General features: G+C 71.7%; 15 protein-coding genes and 3 pseudogenes. 11 read left to right on the top strand and 7 right to left on the bottom strand.

Annotation, left to right across the window (positions count from 1 at the left end; all coding sequences use genetic code 11):
• Nucleotides 1-72 precede the first annotated feature (72 nt).
• The 3 genes from B7C62_23490 to B7C62_23480 form a co-directional block, all read right to left on the bottom strand.
• The gene (locus tag B7C62_23490; protein ARF74863.1) at nucleotides 73-936 is read right to left on the bottom strand and encodes an ABC transporter; all 864 of its coding nucleotides are present in this window, start codon (nucleotides 934-936) and stop codon (nucleotides 73-75) included.
• Nucleotides 933-1,925, bottom strand: a complete 993-nt coding sequence (locus tag B7C62_23485; protein ARF74862.1) for a daunorubicin/doxorubicin resistance ABC transporter ATP-binding protein DrrA — start codon at nucleotides 1,923-1,925, stop codon at nucleotides 933-935. Before B7C62_23485 ends, B7C62_23490 begins: the two co-directional genes overlap by 4 nt.
• 138 nt (nucleotides 1,926-2,063) lie before the next feature.
• A complete protein-coding gene (locus B7C62_23480; protein ARF74861.1) occupies nucleotides 2,064-3,293 on the bottom strand; it encodes a threonine ammonia-lyase in 1,230 nt (409 codons plus the stop codon).
• Between the two features lie 157 nt (nucleotides 3,294-3,450).
• Between B7C62_23480 and B7C62_23475 the strand changes: the two genes are divergently transcribed.
• From B7C62_23475 to B7C62_23465, 3 genes are all read left to right on the top strand, one after another.
• Nucleotides 3,451-3,981: a MarR family transcriptional regulator gene (locus B7C62_23475; protein ARF74860.1), complete on the top strand. Its 531-nt coding sequence runs from the start codon at nucleotides 3,451-3,453 to the stop codon at nucleotides 3,979-3,981.
• 120 nt (nucleotides 3,982-4,101) lie between these two features.
• Entirely contained in the window at nucleotides 4,102-4,620 is a 519-nt protein-coding gene (locus B7C62_23470; protein ARF74859.1) for an RNA polymerase, read from the top strand.
• 50 nt (nucleotides 4,621-4,670) lie between these two features.
• Nucleotides 4,671-4,883, top strand: coding sequence for a hypothetical protein (locus tag B7C62_23465; GenBank protein ID ARF77346.1), 213 nt, complete (start codon nucleotides 4,671-4,673; stop codon nucleotides 4,881-4,883).
• 45 nt (nucleotides 4,884-4,928) lie between these two features.
• Here the strand turns inward: B7C62_23465 and B7C62_23460 are convergent, their stop codons facing one another.
• Nucleotides 4,929-6,074 (bottom strand): cystathionine gamma-synthase, encoded by a 1,146-nt coding sequence (locus B7C62_23460; GenBank protein ARF74858.1) that lies wholly within the window; start codon nucleotides 6,072-6,074, stop codon nucleotides 4,929-4,931.
• An 84-nt stretch (nucleotides 6,075-6,158) separates the two neighbouring features.
• On the opposite strand from B7C62_23460, the gene B7C62_23455 reads away from it, so the two are divergent.
• The 4 genes and pseudogenes from B7C62_23455 (at nucleotide 6,159) to B7C62_23440 (ending at nucleotide 11,601) form a co-directional block, all read left to right on the top strand.
• On the top strand, nucleotides 6,159-7,262 hold the full coding sequence (locus B7C62_23455) for a hypothetical protein (GenBank protein ARF74857.1): 1,104 nt from the start codon (nucleotides 6,159-6,161) through the stop codon (nucleotides 7,260-7,262).
• A 312-nt stretch (nucleotides 7,263-7,574) separates the two neighbouring features.
• A pseudogene (locus B7C62_23450) lies at nucleotides 7,575-8,762 on the top strand (peptidase).
• Nucleotides 8,763-9,675: 913 nt separating this feature from the next.
• Complete coding sequence (locus B7C62_23445) at nucleotides 9,676-10,791, top strand: hypothetical protein (protein ID ARF77345.1); 1,116 nt, start codon at nucleotides 9,676-9,678, stop codon at nucleotides 10,789-10,791.
• A gap of 108 nt (nucleotides 10,792-10,899) precedes the next feature.
• Entirely contained in the window at nucleotides 10,900-11,601 is a 702-nt protein-coding gene (locus tag B7C62_23440; GenBank protein ID ARF74856.1) for a peptide-methionine (S)-S-oxide reductase, read from the top strand.
• Here B7C62_23440 and B7C62_23435 read toward each other — a convergent pair.
• Entirely contained in the window at nucleotides 11,545-12,141 is a 597-nt protein-coding gene (locus B7C62_23435) for a flavoprotein (protein ID ARF74855.1), read from the bottom strand. The genes B7C62_23440 and B7C62_23435 overlap by 57 nt on opposite strands.
• Before the next feature lie 130 nt (nucleotides 12,142-12,271).
• On the opposite strand from B7C62_23435, the pseudogene B7C62_23430 reads away from it, so the two are divergent.
• From B7C62_23430 to B7C62_23420, 3 genes and pseudogenes are all read left to right on the top strand, one after another.
• A pseudogene (locus tag B7C62_23430) lies at nucleotides 12,272-13,456 on the top strand (transcriptional regulator).
• 147 nt (nucleotides 13,457-13,603) lie between these two features.
• Nucleotides 13,604-14,029, top strand: coding sequence for an ATP-binding protein (locus B7C62_23425; protein ARF74854.1), 426 nt, complete (start codon nucleotides 13,604-13,606; stop codon nucleotides 14,027-14,029).
• Entirely contained in the window at nucleotides 14,029-14,250 is a 222-nt protein-coding gene (locus tag B7C62_23420) for a hypothetical protein (GenBank protein ARF74853.1), read from the top strand. The genes B7C62_23425 and B7C62_23420 overlap by 1 nt, the downstream gene beginning before the upstream one ends.
• Nucleotides 14,251-14,361: 111 nt before the next feature.
• Here B7C62_23420 and B7C62_23415 read toward each other — a convergent pair whose 3' ends face one another.
• Together B7C62_23415 and B7C62_23410 are read right to left on the bottom strand one after the other, a co-directional pair.
• The gene (locus B7C62_23415) at nucleotides 14,362-14,790 is read right to left on the bottom strand and encodes a hypothetical protein (protein ID ARF74852.1); all 429 of its coding nucleotides are present in this window, start codon (nucleotides 14,788-14,790) and stop codon (nucleotides 14,362-14,364) included.
• A 247-nt stretch (nucleotides 14,791-15,037) separates the two neighbouring features.
• Nucleotides 15,038-15,475, bottom strand: a pseudogene (locus B7C62_23410) (hypothetical protein).
• Between the two features lie 187 nt (nucleotides 15,476-15,662).
• On the opposite strand from B7C62_23410, the gene B7C62_23405 reads away from it, so the two are divergent.
• Complete coding sequence (locus tag B7C62_23405) at nucleotides 15,663-16,097, top strand: hypothetical protein (GenBank protein ID ARF74851.1); 435 nt, start codon at nucleotides 15,663-15,665, stop codon at nucleotides 16,095-16,097.
• Nucleotides 16,098-16,148 lie beyond the last annotated feature (51 nt).

Below are 16,148 nucleotides of genomic sequence, written 5' to 3'. Positions count from 1 at the left end.
CATGACGTGACGCGGGAGCCCCCGGCCTCTTCGAAGAGGCCGGGGGCTCCCGCGTCGTCGGTCCTCGGTGCCTCAGGCGGTCGCCGAGCGGTACTTGCGGACCGCGAGGGTCCGGAAGACCGCGATGATCAGGATCGACCAGAGGACCGAGGCGAGCACCGGGTGCTCCATCGGCCAGGCGCCGGTGACCGACTTCGGCAGCCCCGGCATCGTGTTGCCGAAGAGCTGGCGGGCGCCCGCGACCGTGGCGCTGAAGGGGTTCCACTCGGCGACATGCTGGAGGAACGTCGGCATGTTGGTGACCGGCACGAAGGCGTTCGAGATGAACGTCAGCGGGAAGAGCCAGATCAGCCCGCCGGAGGTGGCCGCCTCCGGGGTCCGTACGGAGAGGCCGATCAGGGCCCCGATCCAGGAGAACGCGTACCCGAGCAGGAGCAGCAGCAGGAAGCCGCAGAGCACCTTGCCGATGTTCTCGTGGGTCCGCCAGCCGACGAGCAGGGCGACGCCCGCGAGCACGACGAGCGTGAGGCTGGTCTGTACGAGGTCGGCGAGCGTCCGTCCGGTGAGGACGGCCCCCCGGGCCATGGGCAGCGACCGGAAGCGGTCGATGAGCCCCTTGTGCATGTCGTCGGCGATGCCCGCTCCGGCGCCCGCGGTGGCGAAGGTGACGGTCTGGGCGAAGATGCCCGCCATCAGGAATTCCTTGTAGAGCTGCGGGTCGGTGGAGCCGCCGATGCTGATCGAGCCGCCGAAGACGTACGTGAACAGCACCACGAACATGATCGGCTGGATCAGCCCGAAGATCAGCATCTCGGGAATCCGGGCCATGCGGATCAGATTCCGCTTGGCGACGACGAGGGAGTCCTTGACCGACTGGACGACACCGCCGGAGGGGCGCGGGGCCAGGACGGGCGCGTCCTTGGTGGTGACGCTCACGGGGTCTTCTCCTTGCGCTCGTTCTCCTCGGCGTCCTCGTGCTCGTCCGCCTCGGCCGCGTGGCCGGTGAGCGAGAGGAAGACGTCGTCCAGGGTCGGGCGGCGCAGGGCGATGTCGTCGATCTCCACGCCGTTGCCGTCCAGCTCGCGGATGATCTCGGCGAGCAGCTTGGCCCCGCCGCTCACCGGGACGGTCAGCTTGCGGGCGAGCCGTACGACGGTGACCTCGCCCTTGCCGAGGCGGGTCAGCACGGACCGGGCGGGCTCGATCTCCTCCGGGCGGTGCACGACGACCTCGACGCGCTCACCGCCGGTGCGGGCCTTCAGCTCGTCGGAGGTGCCGCGCGCGATGACCTTGCCGTGGTCGATGACGCAGATGTCGTGGGCGAGGCGGTCGGCCTCCTCCAGATACTGCGTGGTCAGCAGCAGCGTCGTACCGCCCGCCACCAGGTCCTCGATGACGTCCCACAGCTGCTGCCGGTTGCGCGGGTCGAGGCCGGTCGTCGGCTCGTCCATGAACATCACGGGCGGCGAGACGACCAGGGCGGCGGCGAGGTCGAGGCGGCGGCGCATCCCGCCGGAGTACGTCTTGGCCGTACGGTCGGCGGCGTCGGCAAGGTTGAACCGCTCCAGCAGGACGCCCGCCCGGGCCTTCGCGTCGCGCGAGCTCATCTGGTAGAGCTGCCCGACCATCTGGAGGTTCTCCCGGCCGGTCAGATACTCGTCGACGGCGGCGAACTGCCCGGAGAGCCCGATGGAGCGGCGTACCTCGTTGGGCTTCTTCAGCACGTCGATCCCGGCCACGAACGCAGCTCCGCTGTCGGGGCGCAGGAGGGTGGTCAGGACCCGTACGGCGGTCGTCTTGCCCGCGCCGTTGGGGCCGAGCAGCCCGAGGACGGTTCCCTCGGGCACATCGAGGTCGACTCCGTCCAGGGCTCGTACGTCACCGAAGGTCTTCACCAGACCCTCGGCGTGGATGGCACCTGGCATGGCCGGAACTCCCCATCGCTCATGAGTGGCCGCCTGCGTACGTGGGTGGCTTGCGGCTTCCTGACCGATCCTAGGATTCGGGGGGCCTCACCGCGCGGTGAATATCGAGATCCGGCCACCGGGCGGAAAACCGGACGGTCAGCCGATGACCCGGTACCCCGCCGCGCGCAGCGCCTCCTCGACCTCCTCGCAGTGCCGGGGCCCCTTGGTCTCCAGGTGGAGGTCGACCTCCACCTCGGTCAGCCCGAGGCGCGGGTCGGTGCGCACATGGCTGATGTCGAGCACATTGGCGTCGGCCACGGTCAGCGCGGCCAGCAGGGCGGCGAGCGCCCCCGGCCGGTCGGTGAGCCGCAGCCGCAGGCTCAGATAGCGTCCGGCGGCGGACATCCCGTGGCGCAGGACGCGCTGCATCAGCAGGGGGTCCACGTTGCCGCCGGAGAGCACCGCCACCACCGGCCCCCGGAACGCCTTCGGATCGCTGAGCAGCGCCGCCACCGGGCTCGCCCCGGCCGGCTCCACCACCAGCTTGGCCCGCTCCAGGCAGAGCAGCAGCGCGCTGGAGAGCTCGTCCTCGGTGACCGTGCGCACCTCGTCGACCAGCTCCTGGATCACCGCGAACGGCACGTCCCCGGGGCGCCCCACCTTGATGCCGTCCGCCATGGTGACCGGGTCGCCGAGGGAGACCGGGTGCCCGGCGGCCAGCGAGGGCGGGTAGGAGGCGGCCCCTTCGGCCTGGACGCCGACGATCCGGATGTCGGGGCGCAGCGCCTTCACCGCGACGGCGATCCCGGCGACGAGCCCGCCGCCGCCGAGGCCGACGACGACCGTGCGGACCTCCGGGCACTGCTCCAGGATCTCCAGCCCGACCGTGCCCTGGCCCGCGATGATGTCGGGGTGGTCGAAGGGGTGGATGAAGACCGCGCCCGTCTCCTCCGCGTACCGCTGGGCGGCGGCCAGCGTCTCGTCGACGACCTGGCCGTGCAGCCGCACCTCGGCCCCGTACTCCTGGGTGGCGGCGACCTTGGGCAGCGGTGCCCCGACGGGCATGAAGACCGTGGACCGTACGCCGAGGAGGGAGGAGGCGAGCGCGACGCCCTGGGCGTGGTTCCCGGCGCTCGCGGCGACCACCCCGGCCGCCCGCTCCACCGGGGTGAGGCCGGAGATGCGGACGTAGGCGCCGCGCAGTTTGAAGGAGCCGGTGCGCTGGAGGTTCTCGCACTTGAGGTGGACGGGGGCGCCGACCAGCTCGGTCAGGTGGCGGCTGCCCTCCAGGGCGGTCACCCGGGCCACGCCGGACAGCATTTTCTGCGCGCCCCGGACATCGTCGAGGATCAGGGACGGGTGGCGGGAGGTCGCGCGGAACGTCATGCCCGCAAGTCTTGCAGCTCGCGGTGGTCGCGGGAGACTTGTCTCATGGCGGCCTGCGGTGGTGTCCGCAGGTTTGTGCGGCACTGGTACGCGTTGCCCCGGGGCCGCGTACTCTGTCCCCCACCCATCCGACACCGCACGAAGAGAGCCCCCGGCCATGCCCCCTCAGGACATGACGACTGCTGCGTCTCCTTCCGGGGGCGCCGCCCCCGAACACCCGGGCCCCGACCGCCTGCTGGACTCCCTCCAGCACCAGGTGGCGGTCTTCGCCCGCCGTGCCGAGCAGACCCGCCTCGGCGGTGTCGGCCAGGTCCGCAACTCGATGGACCGGGCGGCCTACCTGCTGCTGAACCGCCTGGACAAGGAAGGCCCGATGGGCGTCAAGGCGCTGGCGGCCGGGATGGGGATCGACTCCTCGACCGTGACCCGCCAGGTCGCCCCGCTCGTGGACACCGGGCTGGTCAAGCGCACCTCGCACCCGGAGGACGGCCGGGCCGTCGTGCTCCAGCTCTCCCCGCGCGGCCAGGCCCGCCTGGAGGAGGTCCGCGCCTCGCGGCGCGAGCTGATGTCGCAGGTGACGGACGGCTGGACGCAGGAGGAGCGGGACACGTTCTGCACGCTGCTCACCCGGTTCAACGGTTCGCTGGCCGCCCGGCAGGCCGCCTACCAGCTGCCGCAGAACGACTGACACACCCGGACACCCGGGGCCCCGGCCGCCCGCGTACCTGTCCCCTTGTCTCCCTCCGGTCTCCCCCGGTCGTGTCCGCCCTCTTGACCCGCGTACCGCACCGGGGCTCGGATGAAGGACATGCGAGAGCGGCAGACCCACCGGGACCGGCGCCGCGCCCAGGAGTTCGAGTCCTTCGTGGCGGGCGCGGGCGGCCGTCTGCTGCACACGGCGACGCTGCTCACGACCGAGCCGCTCGCTCCGGCGGGCACGGGGGTCCGGGCCGAGCGGCTGCTCTGCGGGGCGCTGGCGCGGACGTACGCGGAGTGGGACCGGCTGCGCGGCGGGGACCCGTACGACCACACCCGCCAGGAGCTCGCGCTCCGCTTCGCCCGCGAGGCGTGGCGGCACCGGCACCCGCTCGGCGGGGTGCTGGGCCGGCTCACCCCGCTGGAGCGGCTGGTGCTGGTGCTGCGGCTGTACGAGGAGGTCGGCGAGGACCAGACGGCGGCGCTGCTGGGCCTTCCGCCGGACCGGGTGCGGGCGGTGTGCGAGCGGTCGATGGCGGTGCTGCGCGGGTCGGGGGCCGGGCTCGCGCGCAGGGCCGCCGGGCCGCGGTTGCCTTCGCGGTCTCCGTCGCCTTCGGAGGTGGCGCCGTGATCGGGGGCCAGGAGCGGGGCCGGGATCACAAGGCGGAGGAGGTCCGGCGGATGCTGGCGGGGCCGCACCCGCCGGTACCGGCCGGTCTGGCGCCCCGGGCCGCGCGGCGCGGGGCCCGGCTGCTGCGGCTGCGCCGGGGAGCGCGGCGTACGGCCTGGTGGCTGGCGGGGACGGTGCTGGCCGCGTTCCTGGTGTGGGCGGGGGTCGAGCAGCCGTGGATCGCGCCGCCGTCGGAGGTGACGCCTCCGCTGGAGGGGTGGTGAGGGGCCCACCGGAGTGGGCGGGCCCCTGTTGACCGTCTACCGGATTCAGCCCAGGGCCTGGGTGAGGTCGGCGAGCAGGTCGTCGCCGTTCTCGATGCCGACGGAGAGCCGGACCAGGTCGCCCGGGACCTCGAGGAGGGAGCCCGCGACGGAGGCGTGCGTCATCCGGCCGGGGTGCTCGATCAGCGACTCCACACCACCGAGGGACTCGCCCAGCGTGAACAGCTTGGCCCGGTTGCAGACCTCGACCGCCGCCTCCTCGCCGCCCGCGACACGGAAGGAGACCATGCCGCCGAACGCCTTCATCTGCTTGGCGGCGACCTCGTGGCCGGGGTGCTCGGGCAGGCCCGGGTAGAGGACGTGGGAGACCTTGGGGTGCCGGGTCAGCAGGTCGGCGACCTTGGTGGCGTTCTCGGTGTGGCGGTCCATGCGGACGGCGAGCGTCTTGATGCCGCGCAGGACGAGCCAGGCGTCGAACGGGCCGGAGACCGCGCCCATGGCGTTCTGGTGGAAGGCCAGCTCGTCGGCGAGCTCCGGGTCGCTGACGACGAGGGCGCCGCCGACGACGTCGGAGTGGCCGCCCATGTACTTGGTGGTGGAGTGCACGATGACGTCCGCGCCGAGCGCCAGGGGCTGCTGGAGGTAGGGCGAGGCGAAGGTGTTGTCGACGACGAGGCGGGCCCCGGCCTGGTGCGCGACCTGAGCGACGGCGGCGATGTCGGTGATGCCGAGCAGCGGGTTCGAGGGGGTCTCCACCCAGACCGCCTTGGTACGGGGGGTGATCGCGTCCCGCACGGCCGCCACGTCCGAGGTGTCGGCGACCGAGAACTCCACGCCCCAGCGCGCGGCGACCTTCGCGAACAGGCGGAAGGTGCCGCCGTAGGCATCGTTCGGGATGACCACGTGGTCGCCGGGGGTCAGCAGCGTACGCAGGAGGCAGTCCTCGGCGGCGAGGCCGGAGGCGAAGGCGAGCCCGCGACGGCCGCCTTCCAGGGCCGCCAGGTTCTCCTCCAGGGCGGTACGGGTCGGGTTGGCGCTGCGGCTGTACTCGTAGCCGCCGCGCAGTCCGCCCACGCCGTCCTGCTTGTACGTGGACACCTGGTAGATGGGCGGAACAACCGCGCCGGTGAGGGGGTCGGCGGTGTTCCCCGCGTGGATCGCGAGAGTCTCGAAGCTGTGCTGGTCGCTCATGGCCCCGAGCGTAGTTCGTCACAGGGACCCTGTTCGTCAAGAGGGCCCATACCGGCCACTCGCCGCTCCGGGGACAATGGAGCCATGGAGATTCTGTTGTTCCTGCTCGCGATGTGCATGCTCGCCGCGATCGTCGGCCCGTGGGTCATGCGCCGGCGGGGCGGTATCCGCCAGGTCGAACCGGGCTCGCCCGACGCGGCCGACCCCGACACGTACGGCTTCGCGCGCCAGGAGGAGCTGGACGTCCGGATGCCGGGCCCGGACCAGGATCTCCTGGACGTCCTCGACGTCGTCCAGGCCACCCAGGAGTGGCGGGCCGCCTCGCAGCTGCTGGCCGGTACGCCGAAGGAGGGCGAGGTCCGCTGGCAGCGGGTGCAGGCGTTCGCGGGCGCGGCCTCGCTGGAGCTGGCGCAGCAGCCGGGGAAGGGCGGCGCGTGGCTGCGCGCCTGGCGGGCGGAGGCCCCGAAGGACGCGGGCGGGGCGGCGGTGCACGCGGAGTTCCTGGTACAGCAGGCGTGGCGCTCCTCGTCGGCGGGGAGCGACGACTTCCGGATCATCCTGGAGGAGGCCCGTACGGTCTGCGGCGAGGCGGCCCTGCTGGCGCCCGGCGACCCGGTGCCGTACATCGTGGAGCTGGCTGTGGCCCGGGGCCTGCACTACACCCCCGAGCAGTTCGACCAGCTCTGGGCGAAGATCATCGACCGGGCCCCGGCGCACATGGGCGCGCACCTCGCGGCGCTGCACTACCACTGCGAAAAGTGGCACGGCTCCCGCAAGGACGCCGACGCCTTCGCCACGGCCGCCGCCGCCCGCGCCCCGCAGGGCTCGCTGCTCGCCGCGCTGCCGCTGTTCGCGGTGTACGAGCACCTGCCGGAGGTCAACCTGGTGCAGGGGTTCTACCAGAGCCAGGTGGTGACCAGGGCGGTGGAGGGCGCGATGTTCGCGGTCCACGCGGCCCGTCCCGACGACCCGATGCTCGCCCACGTCCGCCACCTCCTGGTGCTGTTCCTGGTGCACATGGAGCGCTGGTCGGAGGCGATGCACCAACTCGTCCTCATCGACGGCCACGTGGGCGCGCTGCCGTGGACGGCGGGACCGGACCCGGCCGCGCAGTACACGGTCTACCGGGCGCTGGCGGTCGCGGGGTACGAGGCGAACGGCGGCTCCCCGGCGACGCTGCCGCACTGAGGACGGTGCGGGCAACGGCGGCAGCCTGCCCTCAGCACGGCGCTGAGGGCGGGCTGCCGTCGCGCTGAGAACGGTGCGGTAACAGCGGGCGACCAGGGCGAATCCGCGTTGCCGCCGCTCCGTCCGGTGCGAGATACTCCGGTTCCCCCACACGCACGTTCGACTCGCACGTTTCACCACCCACGGTCGACGCGCTCCTTGTTCGTCCATTTCGTTCGTTCACTTCGTTCGTTCACTTCGCGTGCCGACCGGCCCGGCGCCCCGCGCGCCCCTGGGCGGAACGTCTTCCTTTCCCGTGGGGGGAACCGCCCGATGGGCCCAACACTGCGTGCCACGCGCGCTCTTGTCCTGCTTGCGGGCTTCTACCTGCTCGGCCTCGTCCTGCTCGCCGCCCTGGCCGCCGTCGACTGGGCGGCGGCCGTCCACACCCCCGGCCCCTTCGCGCTGAAGGTCTTCCTCGTCAGCGCCGTGCTCGCCGTCCCGATCGTCCGGGGCATGTTCATGCTCCGGACGCCCGCGGACGAGGACATGCCCGGCGTACGGGTGGACGACAGCCACGAGCCGCGGCTGTGGCAGACCGTACGGGACATCGCCCAGCAGGTCGGGACCCGCGCCCCCGACGAGATCCTGCTCACCGGCGACGTCAACGCGACGGTCAGCGAGGACGCCCGCTTCCTGGGGCTCGTGGGCGGCACCCGGCGGCTCCACATCGGGCTGCCGCTGATGACGGGCCTGTCCGAGACTCAGCTGCGGGCCGTGCTCGCCCACGAGATGGGCCACTACGGCAACGCCGACACCCGCCTCTCGGCCATCTCCGAACGCGGCCGTGTCCACGTGCTGCGCACCATCGTCCACTTCGAGGCACGCGCCGGGGCCAAGGTCTCCAAGGAGCGGGCCCGGCAGGAGAAGAAGGCCGCCGCCGCCCTCGCCAAGGGCAGGAAGGCGAGGGAGGTCGACACCACCGGCACGGGCATCACCTACCGGGCGATGGCGCGGCTGTACACGGCGTACGGGAAGTTCTACCTGCGCGCCACCCTCTCCGGCTCCCGCCGCGCGGAGTTCGCCGCGGACATCGCGGCGGCCCGGATCGCGGGCCGCGACGCGACCGCCTCGGCGCTGCGCGAGATCCCGGTCATCGACGCGGCGCACGACTTCTACCTGAACCGCTACGCGACGCTCGGCGCCGACGCGGGCCTGCTGCCGCCGCCCGGCGAGTTCCTGGGCGGCTTCCGCCACCTGCTGGCCGCCCGCCACGAGGAGGTGGACGCGATGCGCGGCGGCCCGCTGCCCACCGAGCCCGTCTCCCCGTACGACTCCCACCCGCCGATCGCCGAGCGCGTCGCCCGGATCGAGGCGCTCCCGGACGACGGCCGCGCCTCGGACCCGGCCCGGCCGTCGCTGTCGCTGCTGGCCGACACCGAGCGGACCCTCGCCACCGTCGAGGAGGCCGTGCTCACCCCGGCCGCCCTGGGCCTGCGGCGGCTGGACTGGCCGGAGCTGGTCCACGCCGCGATGAGCGTCCACACCGAGGAGTCCGCCCAGTGCTTCGGCGCGCTGATGCTGGGGGCGGAGGGCGGGGGCGACGCTTCGGCGGAGGGCGGGGCCGGAACTCCGGTGGAGGGCGGGGCCGGGGCTCCGGTGGAGGGCGGGGCCGGGGCTCCGGCGGAGGGCGGGGCCGGAACTCCGGTGGAGGGCGGGGCCGGGGCTCCGGCGGAGGGCGGCGATGGCGCTCCTCGGCCCGGGGTGGACGACGGCGCCGGAAGGCCGGGGCACGGGGCCGAGAACGGCACGCCGGGGCACGGGGCCGAGAACGGCACGCCGGAGCACGGGGGCCACGGCACGCCACGATCCGAGCTGGAAGGCAGCGGCGGCGGCGGCGGACCGCTGGGGGCGGTGCTCGACGCGATCGACGCCGGTGCGCTGTGGCGGATGGCCGAACGGCTCCCGCGCTCCGAGGTGGCGGCCGCCGCGACCGGCCGGGCGGCCCGCGAGTTCGCCCGTCCCCAGCTGCGTGCGGGACTGTCGCAGCTGGTCAGCGCGGAGTACCTGCGCCAGGGCCGGGCCCGCTGGCAGCTGTCCTGGACGGAGTCCGCCGCGCTGGAGCTCCCGTACGGTCACGCGGACGAACTCCCGGACGCGCTGGAGGCGGCGGTGGCGGACCGCCCGGACACGGAACCGCTGCGGGCACTGCTGGCACCGGTGTATGCGCCCGAGGCCCCCGGGCCCGTAGAGACCCAGCCCCCCGGATCAGCACCGGCCCCGACACCGACACCAGCAACGGCCCCGACCCCGGCCCCGAGCTCCACCGCGTAACCGCCGACCACCCACCCCTCCCGGCGCTTCCCCGCGCGCTCCACCCCGCTCCCGTGGAAATCCACGGACCCGTCACCCCCTCACAGAGAGACGCGAAGTGATCACCGTGCTCTGGGTCGTTCTGGCCCTCATCGCCCTCATCGTCCTGGCCATCGGCCTCTGGTTCCTGAAAGCCATCGTGCAGGGCGCCCTGGAGGGCTGGCGGGGCGACAGCCCGGACGAGCCCGACGGCCCGTACGCGCTGCCGGAGGAGTCCGCGGCGCTCGGCCTGCTTCCCCCCGACCGGCAGAACGCGGACCGCGCGAGCCCGGCGCCCGCCGAACTGACCGCGGCGCTCGACGCGGTGGGGCGCGGGGAGTGGGAACCGGCCGCCGAGCTCATGGGGCGTACGGCCACCGCGCGGGACTGGGAGAAGCGGTCGGCGTACTCGTACGAGCTGGGCGAGAAGGCCGCGCACGACGACACCTGGCTGCTGGCCTGGGAGACGGCCCGCCCCGAGGACCCGGACGCGGCGGTGGTGCGGGCCCGCAGCACGGTCTGCCTGGCCGGGGCGATCCGGGGCGGGAAGCGGGCCGAGTACACGACGGGAGAGCAGTTCCGGGGCTTCCACGCGATGCTCCAGCGCTCGCGCGCCGAGACGGAGCGGGCCGCCGAGCTGAACCCGGAGGACCCGACCCCGTACATCACGGAGGTCTGGGCCGCGCTCGGCCTCGGTTACCCGCATGCGGAGATGGAGCGGATCTGGGCCGCGATCACCGAGCGTGCCCCGTACCACTACGAGGCGCACTTCGCCGCGGTCCAGTACTGGTGCAAGAAGTGGCGCGGCTCGCACGAGCTGGCCCGGGCGTTCGCCGCCGAGGCCGCCGCGAAGGCGCCGCTGGGCAGCCTGCTGACCGCGTTCCCGCTGATCGTGCACTTCGAGCACGACGAGACCACGGACCAGGAGGCCGACCGGACGCCGGAGATGATCGCCCTGGTCGACGCCGCCCTCGCGGACGTGGCCGCCGCCGACCCGGCCCACCCGCGCCTGGCGGAGGTGCGCCATCTGCTGGCGTACTACCTGTCGCTCCAGGACCGCGACGAGGCGGCGGTGGAGCAGTTCCGGCTGGTGGACGGTTATGTGGACGCCCTGCCGTGGCGCTACCGGGCCGAGCCCGCCGAGCAGTACTGCTTCCTGCGCGACCAGTCGGTGCGCGCGGCGGGTGTGAGCGCCTGAGGTGCCCCGGGGGCGGGGAGGGCGGGGGCGCCCCTCCCCCTCCCCGGAATCCTGGCAGCCGCTCCCTTGTTGTAGAGGGACGACCCCGAACCCCGGAGGAGCCCCCGCATGTTCCTGAACCGCCGCACCCCCGAGCTCCCCACCCCGGAGCAGGCCCTGCGCGGCCGCCCCGTCCCCGAATTCACCGTCCCCTCCCGCCACACGGTCCTCGGCAACCCGCTGGTGGGCCCGTACCCGGAGGGCCTGGAGGTGGCGGACTTCGCGCTCGGCTGCTTCTGGGGCGCGGAGCGGAAGTTCTGGCAGACGGAGGGCGTCTGGACGACGCTGGTCGGCTACCAGGGCGGGTACACGGAGAACCCCACGTACGAGGAGGCGTGCTCGGGCCTGACCGGCCACACGGAGGCGGTCCGCGTCGTCTTCGACCCGGCGGTGGTCACGTACGGGGAGCTGCTGAAGCTGTTCTGGGAGTCCCACAACCCGACCCAGGGCTTCCGCCAGGGCAACGACGTGGGCACCCAGTACCGCTCCGCCATCTACACCCACTCCCCCGCCCAGGCAGCGGCGGCGGACGCCTCCCGCGAGGCGTACCAGAAGGTCCTGACGGCCTCCGGCCACCGGGAGATCACCACGGAGATCCTCCCGGCGGAGGGCCGCCCGTTCTGGCCTGCGGAGGCGTACCACCAGCAGTACCTGGACAAGAACCCGGGCGGTTACTGCGGGATCGGCGGTACGGGGGTCGAGCTGAGCGCCCCCTCAGCCACCAACTGGGGGCGTTCGTGCCCGACCGGGATCGCCCCCGCCGCCGACTGACGCAGCCGCTGATGCAGCCGCGTCCAGGGCCAGGTGCCAGGGGTATGCGTCCGGGCGCCCCTGGCCCGGCTCGTTGGGCACGAATCCGCCTTCGCCGTACAGCACCGTGACACCCATCCCGCGCAGTGCTGCGATGCTGTGCGGGAACTGGGCATGCTGCACGTAGGCCGCGTTCACACACGGCATCGTGATCAAGGGGATGCCCTTGCCGATGGCCTCTGCGGCGAATCCGACCACGAATTTGTCGGTGATCCCGAGCGCCCATTGGTTGATCGTGTTGAAGGTGGCGGGAGAGACCACACCGACATCGGCGCGGGGCCAGACGTCGGGCTCCCCAGGCAGCTTGTACCGGCTCCGCACCGGGTGACCGGTGAGCGCTTCCAGGGCAGGCAACTGATCATCGAGCCAGTGCGCGGCCGTCGGAGTCAAGCCAAGGCAAACGTCCCAGCCCCGCGCCTTCGCCTGCTCGATCACGCCGCCGATGCCGAGCACAGGCGGGGCCGCGCTGGCCAGCAGATAGAGAACCCGGGTCGCTGTCATGGGCGTAGTTGACCCCAGGGCTGCTGTGGGTCGCAACTGACCTGTGGGGATGGCAGGTTCCTGTTCGGCCTTCCCCGCGTGGGCCGGACGCGTAACGTTCCGAGTGAGCCAGTCCTGGAACGGAGCCCTCATGCCCCTCCCCGACGAAGATCACACAGGGACGCGAATCGCGCACCATCGCAAGCGGGCCGGACTCACCCAGTGCGGCCTGTCCCAGAAGATCCCGTACTCGTACAGCCTTCTGACGCAGGTGGAGTCCGGGCACAAGTCGGCCAGCCCTGACCTGGTGGCGGCCGTGGCCCGCGCACTGCACATCGACGTCACGGCGTTGACGGGCCAGCCCTACGTGACCGAACTCCAGCAGGACCGACTGGCTGAGCTGATCCGGCCGATCCGGGAAGCGCTCGACCTGTACGACCTCGGCGCAGATCCAGAGATCACCCCCCGCTCCACGGACCGGCTTCAGGCCGCCGCAGACCATCTCTGTGCCCAGATTCGGGCCGCGAAACTCCATGACGCCGCTCGCGCGCTCCCTGGCCTGGTCGCGGAGATCACCACGGCTGCGCATCGCACGCCTTCCACCGACCTGTGGGCCGCCCTGACAAGCACGTACCGAACCGCGCACGACGTGTCAGTCAAGCTCGGGTACTACGACCTGTCGACGGTGGCTCTGGACAGGATGGCTTGGGCGGCTGAACGTGCTTCCGACCCCCTGCTGTCGGCGGTACGCCAGTACATGCGGGCCCTGGTGTACTTCCGTGAGGGCGAGTACGTGATCGGCCAACGCCTGATCTCGTCGGGCCAGGACATTCTGGGACAGGCTCCGAGGACACGGGAACGCCATGCCGTGACCGGGCAGCTTCACCTGGGTGCCTCGATCATCGCTGCGCGAGCCCGGGACGGAGAGGCCGTCGCGGCTCACCTGTCGGAGGCAGCTGACTACGCCGATCAGATCGGTGACGCGCAGAACGTGCACTGGCTCTCCTTCGGCTCGACCAACGTCGCAGTGCACGCCGTCTCCGCGAACATCGAGATGCGGCAGTACGGTGCGGCGCTGCGGCACGCGGCGGACGTGGCCCTCCCCGACGACTGGGCGGTGTCACGCGCGGCTCATTTCTACGTCGATCAGGCGCGGGCACAGATGGAGGCAGGGCGTGGTGAGGCGGCCTTGAAGTCCATCATCAGGGCAAGGTGATTGGCTCCCCAACAGACCCGCTATCACCCGGGGGCGCGTGAGACGGTCCGAGGGCTCGTCCACATGTCCCGACGCACGCCTGACACTCTCGATCACCTTGCGGCCTGGGTGGGGCTGTAGGTCTTTCACCCGTCACGTCTCCGGCTTTCACCCATGTGTGAAAGTTGCGGTCCCCCCTCGTCGCCAGCATGGATACCGGGCTAATCAACCGACGACGGACCCGGGGTAGACAACGTGGGCAGCAACAAGGAAGCAAACCACCATGAGGTGACTCGGCGTTGGACTCGGAACCCTCGGTGCGTCCCGCTGGCGCGCGGAGTCTTACGTGAAGCGCTGGCCGACTGGGGGCTCCTCCAGATCGAGGATGCGGCACTTCTCGTGCTCTCCGAGCTTCTGACGAACGCGGTACGCCACGCCCGCGCACCCCCCGGGCGAGAGATCGAGACGCGCTATCGCCCCGTCGAGGCGGGCGTACGGATCGAAGTCCACGACGCGTCGGACGATCGGCCCGTTCCGCGGTCCCCGGACGAAGACTCCGTCAGCGGGCGGGGGCTGAACCTCGTGGCTGCCTTGGCGGACCGGTGGGACGTGAGCGACCGCGAGGGCCCCGGCAAGGCAGTGTGGGCTGTTCTGACGGTCGCTGGCACACCTAGGGAAGACTCCGGCCACGTGCAGCCGCAGGGGGCGTTCTGATGTCCCGGGTCATACGGTTCGCGGACTGGACGCTGAACGTCGATCACACGGGAAGCGGACCGGTCTTCGAGTCGGAGTGCACCACATGCGGCGACTGCTCGGGGGCGGCGGAGGACAAGGACGCCCCGGAGATGTGGTGTCTGCGGCACGCGGGCCGGACCGGGCACACGGGCTTCCGGGGCATCACGACCGCGTTCTTCCGGGCATCCCTGTCCGAGTAGTGCCCCGCGAGCGGAGCTGTGACGGCGGTGGTCCTGGTCATGCCGACGATGTCGAAGGTCGAGCTGTGCGCGCCGATCCGTCGGGACCACCCGCGCACGAGCCGAACAGGTTCAAGCCGACTGACGAGACACGGCCGCCGAGACCGTTCCCTGCTGCCGATCGAGCTGCTCCACGACGCGGTCACGGAGAAGCTCGTACTCCTCACGGAGCCTGCGCCACTCAGTCACAGGAGGGCGAGGAATCACCGTGCCTCCGGTGACGATCTCCTCCGGCCCGAACTGCTCGCGAGTGAGGTCGATCTCGATGCCCATGCCGAGGCGGTTCCACCAGTGGTAGTCCACACGTTCCCCGTTGACATGGACCTCCCCTCGGATCAACTCGCCTCCCATCAGGTCATTGAGCACCATGGCGGTCACTCCGCACTGATCCCGGGCCGGGTTCTCCTCGGTCCAGCGTGATCGGAACTCAGGCGTGCACGTCTCGGCACTCCAACTGCTGCGAACGGCTCGTTCGATGTCGGCGAGAAGCAACGGTGTCATGCCGGCGATCCTGCCAGCAGACACGGACAACGGTCGGACGCCCGGCAGACACGGCAACCGGCTACTGCCTTCAGAACCCGTTTCTGGCACAGCTCTTGGGGAGCCGTCGCGGAGAGTCGTCGTGGCGTTCGATGATGGGGGAGGTCGAGCCTCAGCTCCACGCCTCCTGCTCTGCCTGACCGAACTCCGACGGTGCTCCGACGATGCCGACGTCCAGCGCATGGACCTGTGCTGGGTCGAGGTGGAGTTCGTACGCGGTGTAACACTCGCTGATCTCTGTTCCTACCGCAGCGCCACACGGGCACAGCCGGTTCGGGCCGCTCTGTCCGTGCCAGCCGCAGCAGCCTGTGTGGTCTCCCTCGAGATCGGGCAGCACGTCAGGTGCGTCGTCGGGATGGAGGACGATCGTGTTGCGGGGACCTGCGGAAGTCAGGAATCCGTCTCCGTCCGGATTGCCGACACAAGGCCCGGCGGGAAACACCGCGACGGGTTCGCCGGTCGGCAGAAACGGGGCTCCCCATGGATCGGGCTCCAGGGCATAGAGCCCCACACGCATCGTGGCCGGAGCCCGGCGACGCCCGTCAGGTCCGATTCGCCCGTCGAACTCCGGCCTGACCAGGGTCTCGGACAGCTGCACAGACCTGGTCAGAGGGCGGGCGCAGGCGGCACACGCAAAAGTGGTCACAAGAAGTTCTAGCCCGCCGAACCCACATGGACAAGACGCCGGCCCTGCCGAGGCTCTGCCACAGAGGGAACCGGTCGGCGTGGCACCGGCCGAGAGCTGACGGGTCGGGGCCTCGGGCTCCACGCCTCGGTGCGCACGGCACAAAAACCCTGCGCCGGAGGACGGAACACCCCACTAGGGTGCCCACATGGCAACGATCAGGCAGGTACAGGTCACCTTCGACTGCGCGGAACCGGAGCGCCTCGCCCGTTTCTGGTGCGAGGTGCTGGGATACGAAGTCCCGCCGGTACCGGAAGGTTTCGCGTCCTGGGACGACTACAACGGCTCGCTGCCTCCGGAGAAGCGGGACGCGTGGTTCGCATGCTCCGATCCCTCGGGACTCGGCCCGCGTCTCTATTTCCAGCGCGTACCGGAAGGCAAGACCGCGAAGAACCGGGTCCACCTCGATGTGCGAGCCGGTACCGGGCTCGTGGGTGCGGAGCGCCTCGCCGCGCTGGAGGCCGAGCGCGACCGGCTGGTGGCGCTGGGTGCGGTGTGCGAGCGCGTGCTGGTCGCCGACGAGGAGAACGAGTCGTGCATCGGGATGCAGGACATCGAGGGCAACGAGTTCTGCCTCGACTGAGGCATGTGCCGTACGTACGGCGAGGCCGAGGCCCGTGTCGTACGGCGACGA

This window comes from Kitasatospora albolonga (assembly GCA_002082585.1).
Lineage (GTDB): Bacteria > Actinomycetota > Actinomycetes > Streptomycetales > Streptomycetaceae > Streptomyces > Streptomyces stephensoniae.
Note: the sequence above shows the minus strand (reverse complement) of the source record. Positions and strands in the feature narration are given on the sequence as shown.